At 72.2% G+C, this 24,943-nt stretch carries 23 protein-coding genes; 6 read left to right on the top strand and 17 right to left on the bottom strand.

The window, feature by feature from the left end; translation table 11 throughout:
- From argH to argC, 8 genes are all read right to left on the bottom strand, one after another.
- Nucleotides 1-1,412, bottom strand: a 1,412-nt coding sequence (argH, locus tag ABZ297_RS36315; protein WP_355356008.1) for an argininosuccinate lyase, incomplete at its 3' end; no start/stop codon positions are given.
- Nucleotides 1,413-1,444: 32 nt separating this feature from the next.
- Nucleotides 1,445-2,644, bottom strand: a complete 1,200-nt coding sequence (locus tag ABZ297_RS36310; RefSeq protein WP_355356006.1) for an argininosuccinate synthase — start codon at nucleotides 2,642-2,644, stop codon at nucleotides 1,445-1,447.
- Nucleotides 2,637-3,209, bottom strand: coding sequence for an arginine repressor (locus ABZ297_RS36305; RefSeq protein WP_355356004.1), 573 nt, complete (start codon nucleotides 3,207-3,209; stop codon nucleotides 2,637-2,639). The genes ABZ297_RS36310 and ABZ297_RS36305 overlap by 8 nt, the downstream gene beginning before the upstream one ends.
- Nucleotides 3,206-4,126: an ornithine carbamoyltransferase gene (gene argF, locus ABZ297_RS36300; RefSeq protein ID WP_355356002.1), complete on the bottom strand. Its 921-nt coding sequence runs from the start codon at nucleotides 4,124-4,126 to the stop codon at nucleotides 3,206-3,208. Before argF ends, ABZ297_RS36305 begins: the two co-directional genes overlap by 4 nt.
- The gene (locus ABZ297_RS36295; protein WP_355356000.1) at nucleotides 4,123-5,289 is read right to left on the bottom strand and encodes an acetylornithine transaminase; all 1,167 of its coding nucleotides are present in this window, start codon (nucleotides 5,287-5,289) and stop codon (nucleotides 4,123-4,125) included. Before ABZ297_RS36295 ends, argF begins: the two co-directional genes overlap by 4 nt.
- Complete coding sequence (argB, locus tag ABZ297_RS36290) at nucleotides 5,289-6,161, bottom strand: acetylglutamate kinase (protein ID WP_355355998.1); 873 nt, start codon at nucleotides 6,159-6,161, stop codon at nucleotides 5,289-5,291. The genes ABZ297_RS36295 and argB overlap by 1 nt, the downstream gene beginning before the upstream one ends.
- Complete coding sequence (argJ, locus tag ABZ297_RS36285) at nucleotides 6,158-7,309, bottom strand: bifunctional glutamate N-acetyltransferase/amino-acid acetyltransferase ArgJ (protein ID WP_355355996.1); 1,152 nt, start codon at nucleotides 7,307-7,309, stop codon at nucleotides 6,158-6,160. The genes argB and argJ overlap by 4 nt, the downstream gene beginning before the upstream one ends.
- Entirely contained in the window at nucleotides 7,306-8,343 is a 1,038-nt protein-coding gene (argC, locus tag ABZ297_RS36280; RefSeq protein ID WP_355355994.1) for an N-acetyl-gamma-glutamyl-phosphate reductase, read from the bottom strand. The genes argJ and argC overlap by 4 nt, the downstream gene beginning before the upstream one ends.
- A gap of 170 nt (nucleotides 8,344-8,513) precedes the next feature.
- Between argC and ABZ297_RS36275 the strand changes: the two genes are divergently transcribed.
- Complete coding sequence (locus ABZ297_RS36275; RefSeq protein WP_355355992.1) at nucleotides 8,514-10,175, top strand: class I adenylate-forming enzyme family protein; 1,662 nt, start codon at nucleotides 8,514-8,516, stop codon at nucleotides 10,173-10,175.
- A gap of 3 nt (nucleotides 10,176-10,178) precedes the next feature.
- On the opposite strand, the gene ABZ297_RS36270 is transcribed toward ABZ297_RS36275, so the two are convergent.
- Genes ABZ297_RS36270 through ABZ297_RS36245 form a run of 6 tightly spaced genes read right to left on the bottom strand, consistent with a single transcriptional unit; the run spans nucleotide 10,179 to nucleotide 17,127 of the window.
- Complete coding sequence (locus ABZ297_RS36270; RefSeq protein ID WP_355355991.1) at nucleotides 10,179-11,624, bottom strand: NADH-quinone oxidoreductase subunit C; 1,446 nt, start codon at nucleotides 11,622-11,624, stop codon at nucleotides 10,179-10,181.
- Nucleotides 11,621-13,072, bottom strand: coding sequence for a proton-conducting transporter membrane subunit (locus tag ABZ297_RS36265; protein WP_355355989.1), 1,452 nt, complete (start codon nucleotides 13,070-13,072; stop codon nucleotides 11,621-11,623). The genes ABZ297_RS36270 and ABZ297_RS36265 overlap by 4 nt, the downstream gene beginning before the upstream one ends.
- Entirely contained in the window at nucleotides 13,072-13,731 is a 660-nt protein-coding gene (locus ABZ297_RS36260) for a hypothetical protein (protein ID WP_355355987.1), read from the bottom strand. Before ABZ297_RS36260 ends, ABZ297_RS36265 begins: the two co-directional genes overlap by 1 nt.
- A 5-nt stretch (nucleotides 13,732-13,736) precedes the next feature.
- Nucleotides 13,737-14,672 (bottom strand): NADH-quinone oxidoreductase subunit H, encoded by a 936-nt coding sequence (locus ABZ297_RS36255; RefSeq protein ID WP_355355985.1) that lies wholly within the window; start codon nucleotides 14,670-14,672, stop codon nucleotides 13,737-13,739.
- Entirely contained in the window at nucleotides 14,672-16,687 is a 2,016-nt protein-coding gene (locus ABZ297_RS36250) for a proton-conducting transporter membrane subunit (RefSeq protein WP_355355983.1), read from the bottom strand. Before ABZ297_RS36250 ends, ABZ297_RS36255 begins: the two co-directional genes overlap by 1 nt.
- A complete protein-coding gene (locus ABZ297_RS36245; RefSeq protein ID WP_355355981.1) occupies nucleotides 16,684-17,127 on the bottom strand; it encodes an NADH-quinone oxidoreductase subunit B family protein in 444 nt (147 codons plus the stop codon). Before ABZ297_RS36245 ends, ABZ297_RS36250 begins: the two co-directional genes overlap by 4 nt.
- Before the next feature lie 367 nt (nucleotides 17,128-17,494).
- On the opposite strand from ABZ297_RS36245, the gene ABZ297_RS36240 reads away from it, so the two are divergent.
- The 4 genes from ABZ297_RS36240 (at nucleotide 17,495) to ABZ297_RS36225 (ending at nucleotide 21,659) form a co-directional block, all read left to right on the top strand.
- Nucleotides 17,495-17,896: a hypothetical protein gene (locus tag ABZ297_RS36240; protein ID WP_355355979.1), complete on the top strand. Its 402-nt coding sequence runs from the start codon at nucleotides 17,495-17,497 to the stop codon at nucleotides 17,894-17,896.
- 43 nt (nucleotides 17,897-17,939) lie between these two features.
- Nucleotides 17,940-18,299: a nuclear transport factor 2 family protein gene (locus tag ABZ297_RS36235; RefSeq protein WP_355355977.1), complete on the top strand. Its 360-nt coding sequence runs from the start codon at nucleotides 17,940-17,942 to the stop codon at nucleotides 18,297-18,299.
- A 169-nt stretch (nucleotides 18,300-18,468) separates the two neighbouring features.
- On the top strand, nucleotides 18,469-20,283 hold the full coding sequence (gene asnB / locus ABZ297_RS36230) for an asparagine synthase (glutamine-hydrolyzing) (RefSeq protein WP_355355975.1): 1,815 nt from the start codon (nucleotides 18,469-18,471) through the stop codon (nucleotides 20,281-20,283).
- Nucleotides 20,284-20,339: 56 nt separating this feature from the next.
- The gene (locus ABZ297_RS36225) at nucleotides 20,340-21,659 is read left to right on the top strand and encodes an MFS transporter (RefSeq protein ID WP_355355973.1); all 1,320 of its coding nucleotides are present in this window, start codon (nucleotides 20,340-20,342) and stop codon (nucleotides 21,657-21,659) included.
- Here ABZ297_RS36225 and ABZ297_RS36220 read toward each other — a convergent pair whose 3' ends face one another.
- On the bottom strand, nucleotides 21,660-22,415 hold the full coding sequence (locus ABZ297_RS36220) for a metallophosphoesterase family protein (protein ID WP_355355971.1): 756 nt from the start codon (nucleotides 22,413-22,415) through the stop codon (nucleotides 21,660-21,662). It lies immediately after the preceding gene.
- A gap of 112 nt (nucleotides 22,416-22,527) precedes the next feature.
- Nucleotides 22,528-22,761 (bottom strand): hypothetical protein, encoded by a 234-nt coding sequence (locus tag ABZ297_RS36215; RefSeq protein ID WP_350811371.1) that lies wholly within the window; start codon nucleotides 22,759-22,761, stop codon nucleotides 22,528-22,530.
- A gap of 116 nt (nucleotides 22,762-22,877) precedes the next feature.
- Here ABZ297_RS36215 and ABZ297_RS36210 point away from each other — a divergent pair, with 116 nt between their 5' ends.
- On the top strand, nucleotides 22,878-23,492 hold the full coding sequence (locus tag ABZ297_RS36210; RefSeq protein WP_355356010.1) for a Uma2 family endonuclease: 615 nt from the start codon (nucleotides 22,878-22,880) through the stop codon (nucleotides 23,490-23,492).
- Between the two features lie 55 nt (nucleotides 23,493-23,547).
- Here the strand turns inward: ABZ297_RS36210 and ABZ297_RS36205 are convergent.
- Nucleotides 23,548-24,943: phenylalanine--tRNA ligase subunit beta (locus ABZ297_RS36205; protein WP_355355969.1), on the bottom strand; the 1,396-nt coding region annotated here is incomplete at its 5' end.

Below are 24,943 nucleotides of genomic sequence, written 5' to 3'. Positions count from 1 at the left end.
GCGGCCCATGCCGCCTGGGCGTCGACCGCCTCGCGGAGCGCGGCCAGCTGGTCGCGGACCCGGTCGGGGGCGGTGCCGCCGTGGGCCTTGCGGGCGGCCAGCGCGCCGGGCACGCTCAGCACGTCGCGGACGTCGGGCGTGAGGTGCGCGGAGACCTTGACCAGTTCGTCGTCGGTCAGCTCGCCCAGGTCCTTGTCGTTGACCTGGCACCACACCACCAGATGGCCGACGGCCTCGTGCGCGTCGCGGAACGGCACGCCACGCCGCACCAGCAGCTCGGCCAGGTCGGTGGCCAGGGCGTAGCCGTCGGGCGCCGAGGTCTCCAGCCGCGCGGTGTTGACCCGCATGGTGGCGACCAGCCCGGCCATCGCCGGCAGGACCAGCAGCAGCGTGTCGACCGAGTCGAACACGGGCTCCTTGTCCTCCTGCAGGTCGCGGTTGTAGGTGAGCGGCAGGCCCTTCAGGGTCGTCAGCAGCGACATGAGGTTGCCGATCAGGCGGCCCGACTTGCCGCGGGCCAGCTCGGCGACGTCGGGGTTCTTCTTCTGCGGCATGATCGACGAGCCGGTGGAGTAGGCGTCGTCCATCTCGATCCAGCGGAACTCCTGCGAGGCCCACAGGACGATCTCCTCGCCCAGCCTCGACAGGTGGACGCCGATCATGGCCGCGTCGAACAGGAACTCGGCGGCGAAGTCGCGGTCGGCGACGGCGTCCATCGAGTTCGGGGCGGCGCTGTCGAAGCCCAGCTCCGCGGCCACCGCCTCCGGGTCGAGCGGCAGCGACGAGCCCGCCAGCGCGCCGGAGCCGAGCGGCGAGACGGCGGCCCGCTTGTCCCAGTCGGTGAGCCGGTCGATGTCGCGGGCGAAGGCGTGCACGTGCGCGAGCAGCTGGTGGCCGAACGAGACCGGCTGCGCGTGCTGCAGGTGGGTCATGCCGGGCGCGGCCGTCTCGGCGTGCTCCTCCGCCTGGGCCATCAGCGCGGTCTCCAGCTCGACGAGCCTGGAGACGATCGTGCGGACGTGGTCGCGGAGGTAGAGGCGCAGGTCGGTGGCGATCTGGTCGTTGCGGCTGCGCCCGGCGCGCAGCTTGCCTCCGAGCGAGCCGAGCCGTTCGAGCAGGCCGCGTTCCAGCGCCGTGTGCACGTCCTCGTCGGCGACCGTCGGCCGGAACTCGCCCTCCTTGCAGGCGCGTTCGAGGTCGTCGAGCGCGCCGATCATGCGCTCGAGCTCGTCGCCGCTCAGCAGCCCCGCCTTGTGCAGGACCCGCGCGTGCGCCCTGGACGCCGCCAGGTCGTACGGCACGAGCCGCCAGTCGAAGTGCACGCTCACCGACAGCCGGGTCAGCGCGTCGGCGGGGCCTCCTTCGAAACGCCCGCCCCACAGCCGCATCGGCTTGCCATCACTCACCGTCATCTCCTCCTTGTCCCCCGCGACCATAGTGCACATCACCCCTGCTTGGCGTCACGCGCGGCGGCGATCTTGGAGGGCAGGCTGAAGAGCTGGACGAAGCCCTTGGCCAGCGACTGGTCGAAGGTGTCGCCTGTGTCGTACGTGGCCAGTGAGAAATCGTACAGCGACTGCTCGGAGCGGCGGCCGGTGACGGTGGCCTTGCCCGCGTGCAGGGTCATCCGGATGTCGCCGGCGACGTGCTTCTGCGCCTCGGCGATGAGAGCGTCGAGGGCGTCCTTGAGCGGCGAGAACCACAGGCCGTCGTAGACGAGCTCGCTCCACCGCTGGTCCACGCCGCGCTTGAAGCGGGCCAGGTCGCGCTCGACGGTGACGTTCTCCAGCTCCATGTGCGCGGCGATCAGCGCGATGGCGCCGGGCGCCTCGTAGACCTCGCGGGACTTGATGCCGACGAGCCGGTCCTCGACCATGTCGATCCGGCCGACACCCTGCGCTCCCGCACGCCTGTTGAGCTCGTCGACGACCTGGTACGGCGTGAGCGCGCGGCCGTCGATCTTGACGGGGACGCCCTGCTCGAAGGTGACGACGACCTCGTCGGCCTCGCGGGGCGTGGACGGGTCGGCGGTGTAGGAGTAGACGTCCTCGGTGGGGCCGTTCCAGATGTCTTCCAGGAAGCCGGTCTCGACGGCGCGGCCCCACAGGTTCTGGTCGATGGAGAACGGGTTCTTCTTGGTGGTCTCGATGGGCAGGCCCTTGCGCTCGGCGAACTCGATGGCCTTGTCGCGGGTCCAGGCGTAGTCGCGGGCCGGGGCGACGACCTTGAGGTCGGGGGCGAGCGCGGCGAGGCCGGCCTCGAAGCGGACCTGGTCGTTGCCCTTGCCGGTGCAGCCGTGGGAGACGACGGTGCCGCCGAACTGCTTGGCCGCGCTCACCAGGTGCTTGACGATGAGCGGCCGAGACAGCGACGACAGCAGCGGGTAGCGGTCCATGTAGAGGGCGTTGGCCTGCATGGCCGGGACGCAGAAGTCGGCGGCGAACTCCTCCTTGGCGTCGACGACCACGGACTCGACCGCGCCGCAGTCGATGGCCCGCTTCTGGATGACCTCCATGTCCTCGCCGCCCTGGCCGAGGTCCACCGCGACGGCGATGACCTCGGCGTTCATCTTCTCGGCCAGGAACGGGATGGCGACGGACGTGTCCAGGCCGCCTGAGAACGCCAGGACTACTCTCTCAGTCATTTCTCGATCTCCATTGCTCAGGTCGGGTAGTGGGCGCGGTCGGCCCGCCCGGTGGCGGGTAACCGCGTCGGTCGGCCACCCGGAGCAGGGCGTCGGCCACTACTTGGCCGCCCAGCGGGTCGCGGCTGATGACGAGGATCGTGTCGTCGCCGGCGACCGTGCCGAGGATGGACTCCCAGTCGGCGTGGTCGATGGCGGAGGCCAGGAACTGGGCCGCCCCCGGCGGCGTCCTGACGATCACCAGGTTGGCGGAGGCTTCGGCGCCGACCAGCAGTTCCTCCGCGATGCGGTGCAGCCGGGCGGCCGGGGACTCGCCGGTGCCGAGGCGGGCCAGCGGGATGCGCCCGCCGCCCTCCCCGGGCAGCGCGTACACCAGCGACCCGTCGTCGGCGCGCAGCTTGAGCGCGCCGAGCTCGTCCAGGTCGCGCGAGAGCGTGGCCTGGGTGACCTCGACGCCGCTCTCGGCGAGCAGCTTGGCCAGCTCCGGCTGGGAGCGCACGACCTGCCGCTGCAGCAGGTCCGTGATCTTGGCCTGCCGGGCGGCCTTGGTCATCGGGATGGTCATGCGGCGTTCACCAGCCAGTGCAGCAGCGCCTTCTGGGCGTGCAGCCGGTTCTCCGCCTGGTCCCATACGACGCTGTTCGGCCCGTCGAGCACCTCGGCGGTGATCTCGTAGCCGCGGTAGGCGGGCAGGCAGTGCAGCACGATCGCGTCGCCCGCGGCGTGCTCCATGAGCTCGGAGTTCACCTGGTACGGCATGAGCGCCGCCACGCGCTCGTCCTTGCCGTCCTGGCCCATCGACACCCAGGTGTCGGTGGCGATCACGTGCGCGCCCTTGACGGCGGCGGCCGGGTCGGACTGCGCGAGCACCGAGCCGCCCGTGCCGGCGGCGATGGTGGCGGCCCGGTCGAGGATGACGGCGTCGGGCTGGTATCCGGCGGGGGCGGCGATGCGGACGTGCATCCCGGCGGTGGCTCCGCCGAGCAGGTAGGAGTGGGCCATGTTGTTGGCGCCGTCGCCGAGGTAGGTCAGTGTCAGGCCGGCCGTCCTGCCGAACCTCTCGCGGACGGTCTGCAGGTCGGCGAGGATCTGGCAGGGGTGGAACTCGTCGGTGAGAGCGTTCACCACGGGCACGCGCGACTGCGAGGCCATCGCCTCGATGCGTTCCTGGCCCGCGGTCCGCCAGACGATCGCGGCGCACTGCCGCTCCAGCACCCGGGCGGTGTCCTCGATCGGCTCACCCCTGCCCATCTGGGACGTGCCGCCGTCGATGATCAGCGGCATGCCGCCCAGCTCGCCGACGCCGACGGCGAAGGACACCCTCGTCCTGGTGGACGGCTTGTCGAACAGGACGGCCACGGTGCGCGGGCCCTCGAAGGGGCGGTAGCCGAAGCGGTCCTTCTTCATCGCCTCGGCCAGGTCGAGCACCTGTACCTGCTCGGCGGGCGTGAGGTCGTCGTCTCTGAGGAAGTGCCTGGTCACTTGGCCGCCTCCGTGAGGATCGCGGGGAAGGCGGCGACGAACGCGTCGACCTCGTCCGCGGTGATGACCAGCGGCGGCGCGAGGCGGACGGCGTCGGGCTGCAGGGCGTTGACCAGGAAGCCCGCGTCGGCGGCGGCCTGCTGGACCCTGCCGGAGACCGGCTCGGTGAGCACGGCGGCCAGCCACAGGCCGCGCCCGCGTACCCCCTTGAGCAGCGGGTGGCCGACGGCTTCCATTCCGCCGCGGAGCCTGTCGCCGACCGATTTGACGTGGTCGAGGTCGAGGTTGTCGAGGACGGCCAGCGCGGCGGCGCACGAGACCGGGTTGCCGCCGAAGGTGGAGCCGTGGTCGCCCTTGTCGAACAGCGTGCCCGCGTCGCCGAAGCCGACGCAGGCGCCGATCGGCAGGCCGCCGCCGAGGCCCTTGGCCAGGGTCAGGATGTCGGGGGTGACGCCTTCGGCCTGGTGGGCGAACCAGTGCCCGGTGCGGCCGATCGCGGACTGGATCTCGTCGGCCACCAGCAGGGCGCCGGTCGAGTCGCAGATCTCGCGGGCGGCCTGCAGGTAGCCGTCGGGCGGCGGGACCACGCCCGCCTCGCCCTGGGTGGGCTCCAGGAAGACGGCGATGCAGTCGCCGGTCACGGCGTCCTTGAGCGCGGCGGCGTCACCGTAGGGGACGAACCGGACATCAACGGGGAACGGGCCGAACTGGTCGCGGATGGCCTTCTTGCCGGTCAGCGAGAGCGCGCCGATGGTGCGGCCGTGGAAGCCGTTCTCGGCGGCGACGAAGTAGGAGCGGCCGTCCTGCCTGCCGTACTTGAGCGCCAGCTTGTAGGCGGCCTCGTTGGCCTCGGTGCCGGAGTTGGCGAAGAAGACCCGGCCCGGGGCGTTGAGCAGCTGCAGGAGCCGCTCCGCGAGCAGGACCTCGGGCTCGTGCAGGAACAGGTTGCTGGTGTGCGCGATGGTGGCGACCTGCTTGGAGACGGCCTCGACCAGGGCGGGGTGGGCGTGGCCGAGTGAGCTGACCGCGATGCCGCCGATGAGGTCGAGGTACTCCTTGCCGTCGACGTCCCAGACGCGGGTGCCCTCGCCTCGTGCCAGCGCCACCGGGGGGACGCCGTAGTTCGGCATGAAGGCTTTCTCGAACCTGTCGTAGAGGTTCATCAGGGCATCACCATGGTTCCGATTCCTTCGTTGGTGAAAATCTCGAGCAGCAGCGAGTGGGGGACGCGGCCGTCGAGGACGTGCGCCTGCGGGACACCGCCCTGGACCGCCGTCAGGCAGGCCTCCATCTTCGGCACCATCCCGCTCGACAGGCCGGGCATCAGGGCTTCCAGCTCGTCGGCCCTCAGCTGGTCGATCACGTCGGTGTCGTCGGGCCAGTTGGCGTACAGGCCCTCCACGTCGGTCAGGACGATGAGTTTGTGCGCCTGGAGCGCCACGGCCAGCGCGGCGGCGGCGGTGTCGGCGTTGACGTTGTAGATCTGGCCGTCGTCGCCGCGGGCGACGCTGGAGACGACCGGGATGCGGCCGTCGTCGAGCAGGGCCCGCACGGCTCCTGGATCGACCTTGACGATCTCGCCCACCTGGCCGATGTCGACCGGTTCGCCGTCGACCAGGGCGTGCTTGCGCTCGGCGGTGAACAGGTGGGCGTCCTCGCCGGACATGCCGACCGCGAACGGGCCGTGCCGGTTGATCAGGCCGACGATGTCGCGGTTGACCTGGCCGGTCAGCACCATCCTGACCACCTGCATGGCCTCGGGCGTGGTGACCCTGAGCCCGGCGGTGAAGGTGGACTCGATGCCGAGCCTGTCGAGGTGGTGGCTGATCTGGGGGCCGCCGCCGTGCACCACCACCGGCCTGAGCCCGGCGTAGTGGAGGAAGACGATGTCCTCGGCGAAGCCCTCCTTGAGCGCTTCCTCGGTCATCGCGTTGCCGCCGTACTTGATGACGACGGTGGCGCCGTGGAAACGGGCCAGCCAGGGCAGCGCCTCGATCAGCGTGCCCGCCTTCGCGTGTGCTCCGTTGACCCTCATGAGGAGTACGCCGAGTTCTCGTGGACGTAGTCGGCGGTCAGGTCGGTGGTGTGGACGGTCGCCGAGTGGGGGCCCGCCGACAGGTCGATGGTGATCGTCACGTCACGGGGACGCATGTCGACCTTGTCGCGGTCGTCGCCGACGGCGCCGCCCCGGCAGATCCAGATGCCGTTGATGGCCACGTTGAGCCTGTCGGGCTCGAACACGGCGTCGGTGGTGCCGACGGCGGCCAGGACGCGGCCCCAGTTGGGGTCCTCGCCGTGGATGGCGCACTTGAGCAGGTTGGAGCGGGAGACCGTGCGGCCGACCGTGACGGCGTCGTCCTCGCTGGCCGCGCCGACCACCTCGATGGCGATGGCCTTGGACGCGCCCTCGGCGTCGACGAGGAGCTGCCTGGCCAGGTCGGCGCAGACCTCGGTGACCTTCTGCTCGAACTCCGCGATGTCCGGCTTGGTGCCGGACGCGCCGCTCGACAGGAGCAGCACGGTGTCGTTGGTGGACATGCAGCCGTCGGCGTCGAGCCGGTCGAACGTCTTGGCGGTGGCCTTGCGCAGGACGGCGTCGAGCTGCTCGGCGGTCAGGTCGGCGTCGGTGGTGACGACGCAGAGCATGGTGGCCAGGGCCGGGGCGAGCATGCCCGCCCCCTTGGCCATGCCGCCCACCATGTAGCCGTCGCCGCGCCTGAAGGAGATCTTGGAGACGGTGTCGGTGGTGCGGATGGCGTCGGCCGCGGCCAGGCCGCCGTCGCGGGAGAGCTGGGTGGCCGCGCCGTCCACGCCGGACAGCAGCGCGTCCATCGGCAGCCGCTCGCCGATCAGGCCGGTGGAGCACACCGCGATCTCGCCCGCGGAGTCGGACAGCGCCGCGGCGACCCGCTCGGCGGTGGCGTGGGTGTCCTGGAAGCCCTCGGGGCCGGTGCAGGCGTTGGCGCCGCCGGAGTTGAGCACGACCGCCCGCACCCGGCCGCCTCGCAGGACCTGCTGCGACCACAGGACCGGGGCGGCCTTCACGCGGTTGGCGGTGAAGACTCCGGCGGCGGCGCGGTTCGGCCCGTCGTTGACGACGAGGGCGAGGTCGCGGGCGCCGCTGGACTTGATTCCGGCGGCTACGCCCGCGGCCCTGAAGCCAAGGGGTGCGGTCACGCTCATGGGGCGACTCCAGTCAGGGGAAGGCCGAGCTCTTCTGGCAGGCCGAGGGCGAGGTTCACGCTTTGGACGGCGCCTCCGGCCGTGCCCTTGGTGAGGTTGTCGATGGCGATGACGGCGACCAGGCGTCCGGCGCGCTCGTCGAGCGTGACCTGCACGGCGGCCGTGTTGGCGCCGTAGGTCATCGCGGTGGCGGGCCAGAGGCCTTCTGGCAGCAGCTTGACGAACGGCTCGGCCTTCAGCGCGCTCTCGTAGGCGGTTCTGACCGCCTCCTTGGTGAGGCCGGGAACCGCCGGGGCCGTGCAGGTGGCGAGGATGCCGCGGCTCATGGGAGCCAGCGTCGGGGTGAACGACACGCGGACGGGGGTGCCGGCGACGCCGCTCAGGCCCTGCTCCATCTCCGGGGTGTGCCGGTGAACGCCGCCGACGCCGTAGGCGCTGACCGAGCCCATGACCTCGCTGCCGAGGAGGTTGGCCTTGAGCGACTTGCCCGCGCCGCTGGTGCCGCTGGCGGCCACGACGACCACGTCCGGCTCGACGAGGCCGTGGGCGAAGGCGGGCAGCAGGGCGAGGATGACGGAGGTCGGATAGCAGCCGGGGACGGCGATGCGCCGGGCCGCCTTCAGCACCTCGCGCTGGCCGGGCAGCTCCGGCAGCCCGTAGGGCCAGGTGCCGGCGTGCTCGCCGCCGTAGAACTCCTGCCAGGCGACGGGGTCGGCGAGCCGGTGGTCGGCACCGCAGTCGACGACGATGGTGTCGGGCCCGAGCTGGGCGGCGACGCCGGCCGAGTGGCCGTGCGGGAGGGCCAGAAAGACGACGTCGTGGCCGGCGAGGACCTCTGGGGTGGTCTCCTCGATGATGCGGTCGGCGAGCTGCGGCAGGTGCGGCTGGTGCGCGCCGAGCGGAGTGCCCGCGCTGGAGGCCGCGCTGAGCGCGCCGATCTCGAACTCGGGGTGGCCGAGCAGCAGGCGGAGCAGTTCGCCTCCCGCGTAGCCGCTGGCTCCCGCGACCGCCGCTCTCATTCCAACCTCCTGCATGCTTATGCATCATTGCTCATGACCTTGCTAGTAAAAATGATGCACGGAAGGGCATGCATATGCAAGCCGGGACGCGCCCTGCGCTCACATAGTGAGACCTAGCGGAGCGTACCTACCGGTCGGTACTGTGATTTATTCGGATCGCCGTCCACCAGCGGGAGTTCTGTGCCATGACCCTTTCTCATGCCCAGGTCCAAGCCGAGCTCACCGGTCCCGGCCAGCTTTTCGAGATCGAGGAGATCGGCGACACCGGCGTACGGACCTGGAAGCACGCTCCCGTCCACTTCCGCGCCCTGCTCGAGATGAGCCGGTTCCACGGCGACAAGGTCTTCCTCATCTACGAGGACGAGCACATCACCTTCGAGGAGCACTACCGCAGGGCCGCGACGCTGGCCGGCCGCCTGGTGCGGGAGTACGGCGTCGCCAAGGGCGACCGGGTGGCCATCGCCATGCGCAACTACCCGGAATGGGTGGTGGCCTTCTCCGCCGCGCTCGCCGCCGGCGCGATCGCCGTCCCGCTCAACGCCTGGTGGACCGAGCCTGAGCTGGCCTACGGCGTGCGCGACTCGGGCGCCAAGGTGCTGATCGCGGACGGCGAGCGCGCCGTGCGGCTGGCCGCCACCGGCGTGCCGCTGATCGTGACCAGAGGCGAGGCACCGGCGGGGGCGCGCTCGTTCGACGAGGTGATGGGCGAGATCAGCGCGGACGTGACGCTGCCGGACGTCCCGCTCTCCCCCGAGGACGCGGCCACGATCTTCTACACGTCCGGCACCACCGGCCATCCCAAGGGGGCGCTCGGCAGCCACCGCAACCTGGGCCAGTCGCCGATGACCGTCGCCTACGGGCTGCTGCGCGCGGCGGCGCTGGCGGGCAAGGACCCCGCGGCGGCCGCGGGCGCGCGCCGGGTGACGCTGCTGTCGGTCCCGCTGTTCCACGTGACGGGCTGCTTCTCCGCGCTCACCACCACGATGTTCGCGGGCGGCGGCCTGGTGCTGATGTACAAGTGGGACCCCGAGCAGGCGCTGCGGCTCATCGAGCGGGAACGCGTCACCACCATGATCGGCGTGCCGACCAACGCCTGGCAGCTCATGTCACACCCCGACTTCGGCAAGTACGACCTGTCGTCGCTGACGACGCTCGGCTACGGCGGCGCCCCCGCCCCGCCCAAGCTGCTGGAGCGCATCACCGAGAACCTGCCGGACCGGGCCCCCTCCAACGGCTACGGCATGACCGAGACGACCGCGCTGGCCATCGGCAACGGCGGCGCCGACTACCAGGCCAGGCCCGACAGCATCGGCCTGCCCTCCCCCGTGGTGGACGTCCGCGTGGTGGACCCGACGGGCGCCGAACTGCCGCCCGGCGAGGTGGGCGAGCTGTGCGTACGCGGCCCGAACGTCATCATGGGCTACTGGAACAAGCCGGAGGCGACCGCCCAGACGTTCGTGGCCGGCTGGCTGCACACAGGCGACCTCGCCAGGGTCGACGAGGACGGCTTCGTCTACATCGTCGACCGGGCCAAGGACATGGTCATCAGGGGCGGCGAGAACGTCTACTGCGCCGAGGTGGAGGCGGCCCTGTTCGAGCATCCGGCGGTGGACGACGCCGCGGTGATCGGCGTCCCCGACGATGAGCTGGGCGAGGAGGTCGGCGCGGTCATCCGCCTCAAGCCGGGCACGGCGCCGACGTCCGAGGAGCTGCGGTCCTTCCTGACCGGCCGGATCGCCAAGTTCAAGATCCCGGTGCGGATCTGGTTCCGGGACACCGAGCTCCCCCGCAACCCGGGCGGCAAGATCCTCAAGACCCGGCTGCGCAGGGAGGTCCTCGGCGGGTGACACCTACAGGTCGTTTCCCGCGTACGACAGGTTGAAGCTCTTGTTGACCAGCGGGAAGTCGGGCACGATCGCCCCGCCGAGGGCGACGGGCAGGGCGGGCCAGTTGAAGAACGACGGGTCCACGATCTTCACCCTGGACAGCCGGCCCGTCGGAGCCAGCTCCACGCGGTGCACGATCGTGCCGCGCCAGCCCTCGACGATGCCCACGCCCGACCACCGCCCCCGCTCGGGGACGCTCCCGCCGGGCGCGCCGGACACCAGCCGGTCGATCAGCTCGATGGACGCGGCGATCTCGTCGGCGCGTACCTGGAAGCGGGCCAGCACGTCGCCGCCCGCGCGGGTGGCGACGGGGAACGGGCCGAGGTCGGTGAACGGGTGGTCGCGCCTGGCGTCGAGGTCCAGCCCGCTGGCCCTGGCGACGTAGCCGAGCGTGCCGAGGTCCGCCGCCGCCCGCGCGGTCAGCACGGCGGTGCCGGTGAACCGGTCGGACACCACGCCGTGCCCGAGCGCGAGGCCGGCGATCTCGGCGACCTCCGCGCCGAGCGCCCGCAGCACGGCCGGATCGGGCAGGGCGCGCAGCTCCCCGCCGCCGAGCCGCACCGCGCCGCGCAGCAGCCGGTGGCCGGTGACCTCGGCGTTGACGCGCAGCAGCCGCTCACGGACGGCGCCGCAGTGCGCCTGCAGGACGCTGTGCGCCACGTCGTTGCAGAGCGCCCCCAAATCGGTGACGTGGTTGTAGAGCCGTTCCAGCTCCAGTGCGACTGCTCTGGCGCGCTGCGCCTCGGGGCCGACGGGGGTGCCCAGGGCCTGCTCCACAGCCAGGCAGTACGCCAGCGCGTGGCCCACGGCCGTGTCGCCGCTGACGCGTTCTGCCAGCGGCAGGCCGTCCTCTGGGCGGCGTCCCTCGAAGAGCTGCTCGATGCCCTTGTGCACGAACCACAGGCGGGCCTTGAGCTTCAGGATGGTCTCGCCGACCACGGAGAAGCGGAAGTGCCCCGGTTCGATGAGCCCGGCGTGCACCGGGCCCACCGGGATCTCGTAGACGCCCGCGCCTTCCACGTCCCCGAACGGGTAGGGGCCCTCGGGGTCGCCGAACGACGGCGGCGGGCCCGCGTCGGCCAGCATCGGGTACCAGCCGCGCGGCCAGTGGTGGTGCCTGACGAGCCGCCGGGGCAGCGGGTGCCCTTCGGGGGTGATCCCGTACAGGTCGCGGATCTCCCGCTCGAAGCGTCCGGCGGGGAAGGAGAGGGCGGCCAGGCTCGGCACGGCGGGCTCGTCCAGCCGTACGTGCAGCTCGACGCGCCTTTCCGGACGGGCGGCGGTGAACAGGTAGACGAGCCGGAACCCGCCGGGGGCGGAGTGCGCGGCGACCAGCGCCACCCGGTGCCCGTCGGCGAGCAGCTCGCCGGCCCGCTCCACCAGCTCCTTCGGCCCGATGTCGGCGATCATCGCGCCGCTCCGGGGACGGTGGCGACGAGCGTGGCGGCGTCCAGGAGCGGCTTCAGCGGCCCCAGCGTCACGCCGAGCGCCGCGCAGGCGACCAGCCCAGCGACGAGCGGCACCACGCCGCTGCGCAGCGGCGTGCGGGCTCCGGCCGCGCCGGGATCGCCGAGGAGCATGCGGCCGGCCGCTCCGCCCACGCCCGCGAGCACCACCAGCATCAGCGCCAGCGCCACCGCGACCGCCCAGCCGAGCCCGGACGTGAAGCCCGCCCGCGCGATGCCCAGCTCACTGGCGAACAGGCTGAACGGCGGCAGCCCGACCAGCGCGAGCAGCCCGAGCGCGAACGCGCCCGCCAGCACCGGGGAGCGCGCGGCCAGGCCGCGCACGGCGGCGATCTGGCTGCTGCCCACCGCCTGTTGGATCTGCCCGGACCCGATGAACAGCACCGACTTGCCCAGCCCGTGCCCGAGGATGTGCAGCAGCACGGCCGTCAGCGCGAGCCCGTTGCCGATGGCGGCCCCGAGCGCGATCAGGCCCATGTGCTCGATGCTGGAGTAGGCCAGCATCCGCTTGAAGTCGCGCTGCCCGATCAGCAGCGCCGCGGCCACCGCGAGCGACGCCAGCGCCACGGCGACCAGCAGGATCCGGCCGAAGCCCGGGCCCAGCGCCCCGTCGGAGATCACCTTCACCCGCAGGATCGCGTAGAACGCCACCGACAGCAGCACGCCCGACATCAGCGCGGACACCGGCGCGGGGGCCTGGCTGTGCGCGTCGGGCAGCCAGGCGTGCAGCGGCGCGAGGCCGGCCTTGGCGCCGAAGCCGAGCACCAGCAGGACCACCGCGATCCGGGTCACCCCCGGGTCGAGTTCGGCGGCGTGCCCGGCGAGCGAGACCCAGTCCAGGCCGTCCGACAGCTTGGCGTGCACGGCCGCGTAGTGCACGATCACCAGTCCGAGCAGCGCCAGCGCGATGCCGACGGAGCAGATCACCACGTACTTCCACGCCGCCTCGGTGGCCTTGCGGGTACGGCGGTAGCCGACCAGGAACGCGGTCAGGATCGTGGTGGCCTCCACCGCCACCCACAGCACGCCGAGGCTGGCGGCCAGCACCGCGACGGCCATGGCCGCGATGAAGCACTGCGTGAAGATCCCGTAGCGGCGGGCCGCCCGGCGGCCCGTGTGCCCGGCGGCCAGCTCCGCGCGCAGATAGGCGGGGCTGGCCAGCATCGCCAGCAGCGCGACCACCCCGATCACGATCAGCATGTACGCGCTCAGCGCGTCCACCCGGAGCAGCCCCCACAGGGCGCTCCCCCGGCCGGCCCGCGCGAGCAGCACGGCGGCGGCGAGCAGGCCGCCCGCCGACAGGGCACCGAGCCACGCGGTGCCGCGGTTCCAGCCGAACAGGGCGTAGAGGCAGGCGGCCGCGAGCGGCAGCGCCACCGGGACGATCACCATCAGTCGTGCAGCTCCCGTAGCTCGTCGAGATCGGTGCCGCCGAACGCGGCCCGCATCCGGGTGGTCAGAACCTGCAGCACCAGCACGGCCAGCAGGACGTCCAGCGACACGCCCAGCTCCACCACCAGCGGCACGCCGCTCGTGGTCAGGAACGCGGCGGCGGTGATGGCGTTGTCCATCAGCAGGAAGCCCACCACCTGCGACAGCGCCCGCCGCCTGGTGACCAGCACGAAGAAGCCCACCAGCAGCACCGTCAGCGCGATCGGCACCGCCTGGGTCTCCGGCGTGGGCGTGAGCCGCACCAGAGGCTGGGACACGGCGTAGGCCAGCATCGTCAGCACGGCGGCCACCAGCAGCGACGCGGCCACGCTGACCCGCGGATGCGTCTCGCGCCCCTCCTCCCCCGCCGCCGGGGCGCTCCGCATCAGGTACGGCAGCAGCACGCCGCGCAGCAGCCCCACCCCCGCGCCGAGCGCGGTCAGCTCGGCGGAGCCCTCGTGCAGGCCGCGCACCACGATCAGCGCCCCGAGCGCGAAGCCCTGCAGCCCGAACAGCCACACGAACGCGGCCAGGTCGCGCCGCCACAGCACCAGCACGCCGGTCAGCAGGAACGCCCCGCAGGCCAGGTCGAGCGCCTGCACGTAGAACGAATCAGTCATCTCACTCACGCCAGGAAGAAGGAGGCGGCGACCGCCAGGAGTGCCATCAGGAACGAGCCCGCGAGCAGTTCGGGGATGCGGAAGAGGCGCAGCTTGGCCATGAACACCTCGCCCGCCGCCAGCGCCCCGCCCAGCAGCGCCACCTTGCCCGCGAACGCCACCACGGCGACGAGTGACGCCACCGGGCCCGCGCCCGCGGTCGCGATGCCCAGCGGCGCGAACAGGCTGGCGAGCAGCCCCAGCATCACGGTGAGCCGCATCGCCGAGGCCCATTCGATGAGCGCCAGGTCCGGCCCGGCGTACTCGAGGATCATGGCCTCGTGGATCATGGTGAGCTCGAGGTGCGTGGACGGGTTGTCGACCGGGATGCGTCCGGACTCGGCGATCGTGACCATCGCGAGCGCGACGCCCGCCAGCAGGCTCACCGGGGAGATGGCGGTGAGCGGGCTGCCGGCGGTGGCGGTGACGATCGCTCCCAGGTCGGTGGTGCCGACCCGGACCGACAGCGCGAAGACCGCGAGCAGGATCGTCGGCTCCACCAGGGCGAGCACGGTCACCTCCCGGCTGGCGCCCATCCCGCCGAACGCCGTGCCGGTGTCGAGCCCGCCCAGTGCCAGCGCGACCGAGCCGAGGGCGAGCAGGGCCGTGACGGCGAACAGGTCGGCCACGCCGTCGAGCGGCGAGGCGGCCGTCACCAGCGGAACCACGGCCGCCACCACCAGCGCCGTGCCCGCGAGCAGCAGCGGCGCGGCCCTGAACACCCAGCCGGTGCCGTGCGGCGCGATGGGCTCCTTGCGTACCAGCTTGCGCAGGTCGCGCCAGGGCTGCAGCACGCCCGCGCCGACGCGGCCCTCCAGCCGGGCCCTGACCTGCCGCATCAGCCCGACGAGCAGTGGCGCCCCGGCGGCGACCACGAGCACCTGCAGGATCATCCCGGCCATCACGCGAGCACCGCCAGCACGATCAGCACGCCGGTGAGGGCGTAGAAGCCGTACGACAGGTAGCGGTGGACGCTGCCGTCGGCCAGCCGCCGGGCCCCCTCACCGAGCCGGGCGGCGGCGGCCAGCACCGGCTCGTAGAGCCTGCGCTCGACCCGGTCGGGCACCCTGGCGCGGAACTCGACCCGTCCCACCAGGTAGTCGGCCTCCTTCACGGCGGTCACGGCGATCTCCGGCTGCAGGGCGTCGACGAAGACGCGTTGCAGCGGCTCGGCGAAGGAGGTCGCGGTGTACTCCATGCGGGCGGACATCGGGCCCGCGCCGCAGTCCCACAGCCGGGCGGCCCGCCGGCGCCTGGACGCGACCGCCCGGACCAGCGCCGTCAGCCCGGCGACGGAGGCGGCGAGCGCGAGCGCGATCAGCAGCGGCGAGATCGACCCGGTGATCCCCTCCAGCCGCAGGGTCAGCTCGCCCGTGACCGGCCGGGCCCCGGGGACCAGGTGGCCGGCCGCGCCCGCCGGCATCGGCAGCACCAGCGTGGGGTTGAGCGCCAGGAACAGGCAGGCGATGGCCGCCAGCGCGGTCGCCCAGACGACCGTGAACGGGCTCTCCACGGCCCGTTCCGCCGCCGTGCTGCGCGGCCTGGCCAGGAAGCCGACGCCGAACGCCTTCACGAACGTGGCGACGGCCAGCCCGGCCGAGAGCGCGATCACGCCGACGGCCAGCGGCATCGTGACGGCGCCCGCCACCCCTGACGCGGGCAGCGCGTGGATGAGCCCCTGCAACAGCAGCCACTCGCTGACGAACCCGTTGCCCGGCGGCAGCGCCGACGCGCACAGCGCGCCGACGGCGAACAGCGCGGTGGTGTACGGCATGCGGGTGCGCAGCCCGCCCAGCGCGTCGAGGTCGCAGAGCCCGGTCGCGCGCTGGACCGAGCCCACCGCCTGGAACAGCAGCGTCTTGAAGGCTGAGTGGTTGACCACGTGCAGCAGCCCGGCGGTGAGCGCGAGCGCGGCCAGGCGGGCCGCTCCGTCGGCGGCGAAGAAGCCCGCCGCGCCCACCCCGATCAGCACCAGGCCCATGTTCTCCGTGGACGAGTAGCCGAGCAGCCGTTTCAGGTCGGTGGCCATGGCGGCCTGGAGCACCCCGTACAGGGCGGACAGGGCGCCCAGCGCGAGCACGATCCACCACCACCAGACGGGGCCGCCGCCCAGCAGGTCCAGCCCGAGCCTGGCGACGCCGTAGACGCCCATGTTCGCCATGGCGCCGCTCATCAGCGCCGCCACGTGGCTGGGCGCGGCGGGGTAGGCGCGCGGCAGCCACACGTGCAGCGGGACGATCCCCGCCTTGGACGCGAACCCGGCCAGCGTGGCCAGGAAGACGAGGTTCCGCGCGGCGGGCGACAGCTCGGCGGCCCTCAGCTGGTCGAAGCCGTCGCCCCCGGCTCCGGCGGCGAACAGGCAGAGCCCCGACATGATCGTCACCAGGCCGAGCTGCGTCATCACGGCGTACCAGAGGCCGGCCTTCCTGACCGGCGGGCGCCGCCTGTGGTCGGCCAGGACGAGCAGCAGCGAGGTCGTCGCCATCAGCTCCCAGGCAAGCAGGAACGTGCTGACGCCGGCCGCGGCCGGGACCAGCAGCAGGGCCGCCACGAACAGCGGCGTCAGTACGCGGGCCAGCCGCCCGCCGGCGCCGATGCCGTACACGGCCGTGCAGGCCGCGACGGCTCCGGTGACGGCGACGAACAGGCCTCCCAGCGGGTCCAGCGCCAGCCGGATCCCGCCCAGCGGGAGCAGCCACGGCAACGAGGCCGCCCACCCGTGGCCCAGCGTCGCCTGCCCGCCGGCGACGACCGCGAGCACCCCGGCCGCCGCCACCAGCCCGCCGACCAGCCACCTGCGGAACGCGGCGGCCGCCCGCCAGACGCGGGCCACGGCGCTCCGGCGCCCGCGGGGGCGGGGCAGCGCGGTCAGCGCGGCCAGCAGGCAGAGGGCGAGAGAGGACGCGTAGAAGGTCATCGGCCGGTCATCCCGCGCAGGGCCTCGACGATGTCCTCCGGCCTCGGCGGGCAGCCCGGAACCTGGACGTCGACCGGGATCACGTCCGAGACCGGGCCCACGACGCCGTACGCGCCCGCGAAGGCCCCGCAGTCACGGGCGCAGTCGCCCAGCGCGACCACCACGCGCGGCTCGGGCACGGCCTCGTACGTGCGGCGCAGCGCCATCTCCATGTTGCGCGTCACCGGCCCTGTCACCAGCAGGGCGTCGGCGTGCCGGGGCGAGGCCACCAGCCGCGCGCCGTACCGCTCGGCGTCGTAGACCGGGCCGAACGCTGAGGCGATCTCCACCTCGCAGCCGTTGCAGGACCCGGCGTCCACGTGCCGGATCTGCACCGAGCCCGCCAGCTCCCCGGGTGACGGCGGCGCATCGCTGGAACGTTCCAGAGCAGGCTCCGCCATTCGCCCCGTCTTCACGATTTTTCGCCACAAACGCACCTGTGACCATCTCCTCCGAGCCCCGCGCCGGTTGGCCAGGACATGCAGGCAGACGCCCGCTTTGACCTGGGAAAACGGCCCCCTGAACCGGGTCACTCACTATGCCGCGCCCGTCGCCGGGCCGCACCGTGATTGGCGGGATTGCCCAGGCGCCCACGGCGGCGTCCGCGTCCAGGCCCCTGCTCCCGGTGCCGGGGTCGCGGCTTTTTCGCCGCTGAACCCCCAGGTCGGGACGGGGATAGCCGAGCGCTTTACCTGTGGCGTAATCGCGGAGGCTATGCCTCCGCTGACATCTTTCTCATGTCAGAGCAAACGCCACAAGGAGCTCGAAATGACCCACCTGTCCGTCACCGCCGACCGGACCAAGTTCCTGCGCATCGCGCTGGCCCTCGACGCCGTCGTCACCGGTGTCAACGGGCTGGTCTACCTCGCCGCCGCCGGCCCCACGAGCGACCTGCTCGGGCCGGACGCGGAACTGCTGCGCGGGATCGGCGCCTTCCTGCTCGTCTACGGCGTGGCAGTCGGCTTCCTGGCGAGCCGCGGCACGATCAGCCAGGCCGGCGTCAAGGTCATGATCGCGCTGAACATCATCTGGACCCTCGGCAGCATCGCCGCCGTCGTCACCGGGGCCGCCGGGTTCACCACGATCGGCGCCGTATGGGCCATCGCGCAGGCGCTGGTGGTCGGCGTCTTCGCGGAACTGCAGATCATGGGCCTGCGCAGGATGCGCTGACCCCGCACATCATCCCTCCCCATATCCGAAAGGTTGACAGATCATGACCGCAAACCTGGTCGAGCGCTACGTCGCCGCCTGGAACGAGACCGACGCCGACGCCCGCGCCAAGGCCGTGGCCGAGCTGTGGAGCGAGAACGCCACCTACACCGACCCGCTGGCCGAGGTCACCGGGCACGCCGGGATCGCCGCCGTCATCGAGGGCGCGCAGGGCATGTTCCCCGGCTTCGTCTTCACCGCCGGCGAGACGTACGACGCCCACCACAACACCGCCAGGTTCACCTGGCACCTCGGCCCCGCGGGCGAGGAGCCCGTGGTGATCGGGTTCGACGTGGTGGAACTCGCGGAGGACGGCAGGATCGCCCGAGTCCTGGGCTTCCTGGACAAGGTCCCCGCGGCCTGAGCCTGGCCACCTGTGATCGCCGATCCGCCTTCGGGCCGGTCGGCGATTTCTTTCCTCTCAACAGGGCACGTCCAGGAGAGCATTCACTGGGACTCCGTCGGCTCCGTGATGGACGGCGTGACACCCGACGACGTGGAGTACCAGGATCCTTTCCAAGGAGGACTTTCACATGTGCGGCATCGCCGGATGGGTGGACTTCCAGCGCGACCTGACCAGTGAGCGCGCCACGGCCCTGACCATGACCGAGACCATGGCCTGCCGGGGCCCCGACGACCAGGGGCTGTGGCTGGGGCAGCACGCCGCGCTCGGCAACCGCAGGCTCGCGATCATCGACGTCGAGGGCGGCCATATGCCCATGACGGCTGAGGACGCGGCCGTCATCACCTACAGCGGAGAGGTCTACAACTTCCGCGAGCTGCGGGCCGAGCTGGAGGCCGGCGGGCACCGCTTCCGCACCAGCGGCGACACCGAGGTGGTGCTGCACGGCTTCCTCGAATGGGGCGAGGGCGTCGCCGAGCGGCTCAACGGCATGTACGCCTTCGCCGTCTGGGACACCCGGCGCCAGGAACTCCTGCTGATACGCGACCGCCTGGGCATCAAACCGCTGTTCTACTACCCGCTGCCGGACGGCGTGCTGTTCGGCTCCGAGCCCAAGGCGATCCTGGCCAACCCGCTGGTCGAGCCGGTGGTCGACGCCGACGGCCTGCGCGAGGCGCTCACCATGGCCAGGACGCCGCAGCGGGCCGTCTTCAAGGGCATGCGCGAGCTGCGCCCCGGCCACGTGCTGCGGGTGCGCCGCGAAGGGCTGTCGTTGCGCCGGTACTGGGCGCTGGAGGCCCGCGAGCACACCGACGACCTCGACACCACCGTCAGGACAGTCCGCGACCTGCTGGAGGACATCGTCGGGCGCCAGCTCATCTCGGACGTGCCGCTGTGCACGCTGCTGTCGGGCGGGCTGGATTCCAGCACCATCACGGCGCTGGCCAGGAAGCACGGGCAGATCCGCTCGTTCGCCGTGGACTTCGCCGGATACACCGAGGAGTTCCGGCCCGACGAGCTCCGCGGTGACCCCGACGCGCCGTTCGTGCGGGAACTGGCCGACTACGCGGGCACCGATCACATCGACATCACGCTCAGCAGCGACGAGCTGGCCGACCCGCGGCTGCGCGCGGCGGTGGTGCGCGCCTGGGACGCGCCGCACTTCATGGGCGACATGAACACCTCGCTCTACGTGCTGTTCAGGGCGATCCGCGAGCACTCCACCGTGGCCCTGTCCGGCGAGTCGGCCGACGAGGTGTTCGGCGGATACCGCTGGTTCCACGATCCGCAGGCGGTCGAGGCCGCCACCTTCCCGTGGCTCGCCATGATCATGAGCGACCACGGCCCTGCCGAGCTGCTGGACAAGGCCCTGATCGAGCGGCTCGAACTGCCCGCGTTCATCGCCGACAGCTACCGGACCGCGCTGGCGGAGGTGCCCTATCTGCCCGGTCAGGACGGCCTCGAACGGCGGATGCGGGAGATCTGCCATCTCCATCTGACGCGGTTCCTGCCCATACTGCTCGACCGCAAGGACCGGATGAGCATGGCCGTCGGGCTGGAGGTCCGCGTCCCGTTCTGCGACCACCGGCTGGTCGAGTACGTCTTCAACACGCCCTGGGCGATGAAGACGTTCGACGGCAGGGAGAAGAGCCTGCTGCGTGCCGCCGCCACGGACCTCGTGCCCGAGTCGATCCTGCGGCGTGTCAAGAGCCCCTATCCGGCCACCCAGGACGCCGCCTACGAGCAGGCGCTCCGCGACCAGCTGCGCGAGCTCGTGGACTCCGGGAGCGCTCCCGTCCTGCGGCTTCTGGACGCGGAGGCCGTCAGGGAGGCGACGACGGCCACGGCCACGGAGAGGACCAGCACGATGACCCGGTACGGGCTGGAGCTGGCGCTGGATCTCAACGTCTGGCTCGAGTCCTACGGCGTCCGCCTGGAGCTGTGAAGGCCGGGTGAAAATGGTTTGCCCGGGCCCGAGAGGCGCACGGACAATGCAATCTTGTGTCCGAACGCCTCAAGCGCCTGCTCCGCCACCTCGCTCTCGACCTCTCCCCGCTGCGTGACTCACGCGACTTCCGGCTGGTGATGGCGTCCGGGGTCATCACCATGTTCGGCACGTTCATCACGGCGGTGGCGGTGCCGTACCAGATGAAGGAGCTGACCGGCTCCTACGTGGCGGTCGGGCTGGTCAGCCTGGCGGAGTTCGTCCCGATGGTGGTGTGCGGGCTGTGGGGCGGCGCGATCGCCGACGCGCTCGACCGGCGCAAGGTCATCCTGCTGAGCGAGCTGGGGCTGACGGCGACCTCGGGGATGCTCATGGTCAACTCGCTGCTGCCCGAGCCGCAGGTGTGGGTGCTGTACGTGGTCGGCGCGGTGTCGATGGGCATCGCCTGCCTGCAGCGTCCCAGTCTGGAGGCGCTGATCCCGCGCGTGGTCAGGCACGACCAGCTCGGCGCGGCGGCGGTGCTGACGAGCCTGCGCTGGAACTTCGGCGCGATCACCGCCCCCGCGCTGGGAGGCGTGCTGGTGACGGCGTTCGGCACGGCCACCGCGTACGCGCTCGACACCGTGAGCTTCGTGCTGTCGCTGCTGCTCCTGTGGCGGATCAGGGCCGTGCCGCCCGCCGAGGACGCCGCGCCCGCGTCGCTGAAGTCGCTGGTGGAGGGCCTGCGGTACGCGGTCGGGCGGCGCGACCTGATGGGGACGTACCTCGTCGACATCGCCGCCATGATCTTCGCCATGTCGACGGCGCTGTTCCCCTTCCTCGCCGAGCAGCTGGGCGCGCCGCAGGCCCTGGGCCTGCTGTATTCGGCGAGTGCCGTGGGGTCGCTGATCGCGTCGCTGACCGGCGGCTGGACCTCGCGCGTGCACCGTCACGGGCTCGGCGTGATCGTGGCGGCGGCGCTGTGGGGCGTCTCGATGGCGCTGGCGGCGGTGATCCCCAGCATCTGGGCCGTCTTCGTCTGCCTGGCGCTGGCGGGTGCCGCCGACATGGTCAGCGGCATCTTCCGGTCGACCATGTGGAACCAGACGATCCCCAACGAACTGCGCGGCAGGCTCGCCGGGATCGAGCTGCTCTCCTACGCCAGCGGCCCGATGCTCGGCAACGCCAGGGCGGGCCTGATGGCGCAGGCAGGCGGGGCGCGCTTCTCCCTGGGAGTGGGCGGCCTGCTGTGCGTGGCCGCCGTCGGGGTGCTCGGCCTCGCGCTGCCGGCCTTCCGCCGCTACGACGCCCGCACGGACGAGCACGCCCTGGCGGAGAAGGCCCGCCGCGCCGAAGCCGCCGCCTCCCCGCACGCGGAGGGCGCCGTACCGGCGTGATCAGCGCGCCGCCCCGGCTCGGCCCTCCTGGCGGGCGAACGCAGGCAGCGCCTCGGCGTCGGAGTAGATCGCCCGGACGTAGTGCGCCACCCACTCCTCGATGCCGTCGAAGCCGCTCTCGGCGACCAGCCGTTCGGCCGTCAGGGCGGCGTCGAGCGGGGTGCGGCGCAGGGTGACGGCGCCGGTATCGCCGTCGAGCAGCGCCCAGTGCGCCCCCGACGTGCCGTACGGCATGCCGACCGAGCCCGGGTTGACGACGAGCCTGCGGTCGGCGAGCCGGACGAACGGCATGTGGGTGTTGCCCAGCACCACGGTGTCGGCACACTCACCGGCCAGGACCTCGGCCCAGCGCTCCAGCGAGCTGTCGACCAGGATCATCTCCTCGTCGCTGCGCGGCGTGGCGTGCACGAACAGCGTGGTGCCCAGCCTGCCGAGATCGAGCACCTGCCGGGACGGCAGCGCGGCCAGCAGCTCCACCTGGTCGGGCCGCAGCCGCCCGCCCGCCCACTGCGAGACGGCGAACTCGCACGGCTTGCCGGCGGCCACCTCCACCAGCTCCCTGTCGGCGTTGCCGTTCAGCCACAGCGCCCGCTCCCCCAGCGTGACCAGCAGGTCGAGTGTCTCCACGGGAAGCGGCCCGGCCGCCACGTCACCGGTGAGCACGATCAGGTCGGCGGCGGCGGCGTCGGGCTCGGCCAGCACGGCCTCGAGGGCCGGCAGCACGCCATGGACGTCCGAGAGCACAGCGACACGCATGACACCACCTTGCCAGCCGCAGCGCGCGAACCCACCCGCTGTTCGCGCCGGACGAACGCCTCACCGGCCTGACGTGCCGGGTGGTGGGCACCGGTGGCGGGCAGCGCGGGTCTCAGCCGTCCTCGCGCCACCCCTCGTAGCGCTCCACCAGCGCGTCGACCTTCGCGAGCTGGTCGTCGTCCAGCCCTTCGGCGACGACCAGCCACTGCGCGTCCTCGGCGTCGTCCTCGCCGGCGAGCGTCTCGCGCACCACGCGCGGCACCCCGAGCGCCGGGAACCACTCGCCCAGCGTCTCCGCGACCTCCTCGGCGTCGTCCCGCTCGGCGAACACGAGTAGCTGCCTCATGACACGGCATTCTGCCGCAAGTCGCCGCACCTCAGAACGTGCTGGACCGTTCACACAACGTGAACGCTGTAGCTTGCTAGCGTAAGACCATGACGGCCGAAGCGGTGAGCCTAGAGATGACCCCATCTACGTCTTCATCTTCGTCTTCGTCACCCTCCGCTTCGCTGCCCGCCTGGGTGTTCCCGCCCCCGGAGGGCTTCGCGGCAGAGGACCTCGATCACATTCCGGATCTGCCTGCGCACACAGAGTTGATTGATGGAAGCTTGGTCTTCGTGAGCCCCCAGCGAGACTTCCACACTTCCGCGCTGTTTCTCCTGCAGGCAGCGGTGCGCAACGCGGCGCCGAAGGGCCACCGGGTTCGTCGGGAGATGAGCGTCAAGCTGGGGCCCAGCCAGCGCCCCGAGCCGGATCTGATCGTTCTAGGGCCGGATGCCGTCGTGCGGCCTACTGCCACCTTCTACCAGGCCGACGACGTTCTCCTCGTGGTCGAGGTGGTATCGCCCGAGTCCAAGGTCCGTGACAGGCGTCGCAAGCCGGTGCTCTACGCGGAGGCGGGCATTCCCCACTTCTGGCGGGTCGAGAGCGACCCCTCCGACAGGCCGGTCGTCTACGTCTACGAACTCGACCCCGCCACCAGCCAGTACGTGCCCATGGGAATCTTCCGTGACCGCCTGAAGCTGACCGTGCCGTTCGACATCGAGATCGACCTCGCCGAGATCGACGATATCTAGCCTCGTACGCGTAAGAGGGGCCGGTCGGAACCGGCCCCTCCACGCTGAGGAGGCGTCAGGCGCTGCGGAGGTGGGCTCCCACGCGGTCGGCCGCCAGGGCCACCGCCGCGTCGCGGGCCGCCGTCGTCTCCTCGACCGTCAGGGTGCGGTCGGGGGCGCGGAAGCGCAGCGTGTAGGCGAGCGACTTGTTCCCCTCGCCCACCTGCTCCCCGGTGTACACGTCGAACAGCCGGACCGACTCCAGCAGCTCTCCCGCGCCGTCGCGCAGCGCCGCCTCGACGTCCGCCACCGGGGTGAAGTCGGGCACGATCAGCGCCACGTCCTGCGTCGCGATCGGGTACGCCGACACCGCCGGCGCGTCGACCGGGCCCGGCATGGCCGTTTCCAGCCTCGACAGGTCCAGTTCCATCGCGGCGGTGCGCGGCGGCAGGCCGTACGCCTCGATGACGCGCGGGTGCAGCTCTCCGGCGTGGCCCACCAGCGTGTCGCCGACGTAGAGGGCGGCGCACCTGCCGGGGTGCCACGGCTCGTGCTGGTCAGCCGTGACCGACAGCTCGACGCGGGCCTCGCCGGCCACCAGCCGCGCCGCCTGCACGGCGTCGGCCCAGGACGCCTGGCGCCCGCCGCCCCACCAGCCGGAGCGGTCGAACTCGCCCGCGAGCACGGCCGCGACCCGCTGGGGCTGGTCGGGCAGCGCCGCCGCGACCGAGGCCAGTTCCTCCTCGGTCGGGCCGCGCTCGACGCCGAGCACCGGCGCCGAGTCGGGCGCGCCCTCGCGCGGCCGGTACACCAGACCGGTCTCGAACAACGCCACGTCGGAGAAGCCCCGCCCGACGTTGCGTACCAGGGTCTTGAGCAGCCCGGGCAGCAGCGTGGTGCGCAGCAGCGGCTCGTCGTCGGCCAGCGGGTTGGCCAGCCGCAGGGCGCGGCGGCGCGCGTCGTCGTCGGGAAGCTGCAGGTTGTCGAGGTCGGCCGTGCCGATGAACGGGTACGACAGCACCTCGACGTAACCGGAGCCCGCCAGCGCGCGGCCGACCCGCCTGCGCAGCCGCTGCCCCTCCGTCAGCCCGGCGCCGGCCGGGGCCTTGGGCAGGACCGAGGGCAGGTTCTCGTAACCCTCCAGCCGGATGACCTCTTCGGCCAGGTCGTTCGGGTCGGTGAGGTCGGGACGCCAGGACGGCGGAGTCACCGTGATCATGTCGTCGCCGGAGACGGCCAGCTTGGCCGCGAGCTCGCCGCCGGTGACGACCCCCGTCGGGTCGACGCCGCCCCTGCGCGGAGCCGGGTCGTCGCCGTCGGCCACGGTGCAGCCGACCTGCTCCAACCGGCGGACCACGCTCTCCTTGGAGTACGGCACGCCGGCCACCGCGCCGGGGTGCCCGGCCGGGATCGCGACGCGCGCGGGCTCCACGTCGACCTCGGCGTGCGTGACGCCGGGCCGCGCGGTGGCG

Origin of the sequence: Nonomuraea sp. NPDC005983 (genome assembly GCF_040614375.1) — a bacterium.
Lineage (GTDB): Bacteria > Actinomycetota > Actinomycetes > Streptosporangiales > Streptosporangiaceae > Nonomuraea.
This window is presented reverse-complemented; position numbering and strand designations above follow the sequence as displayed.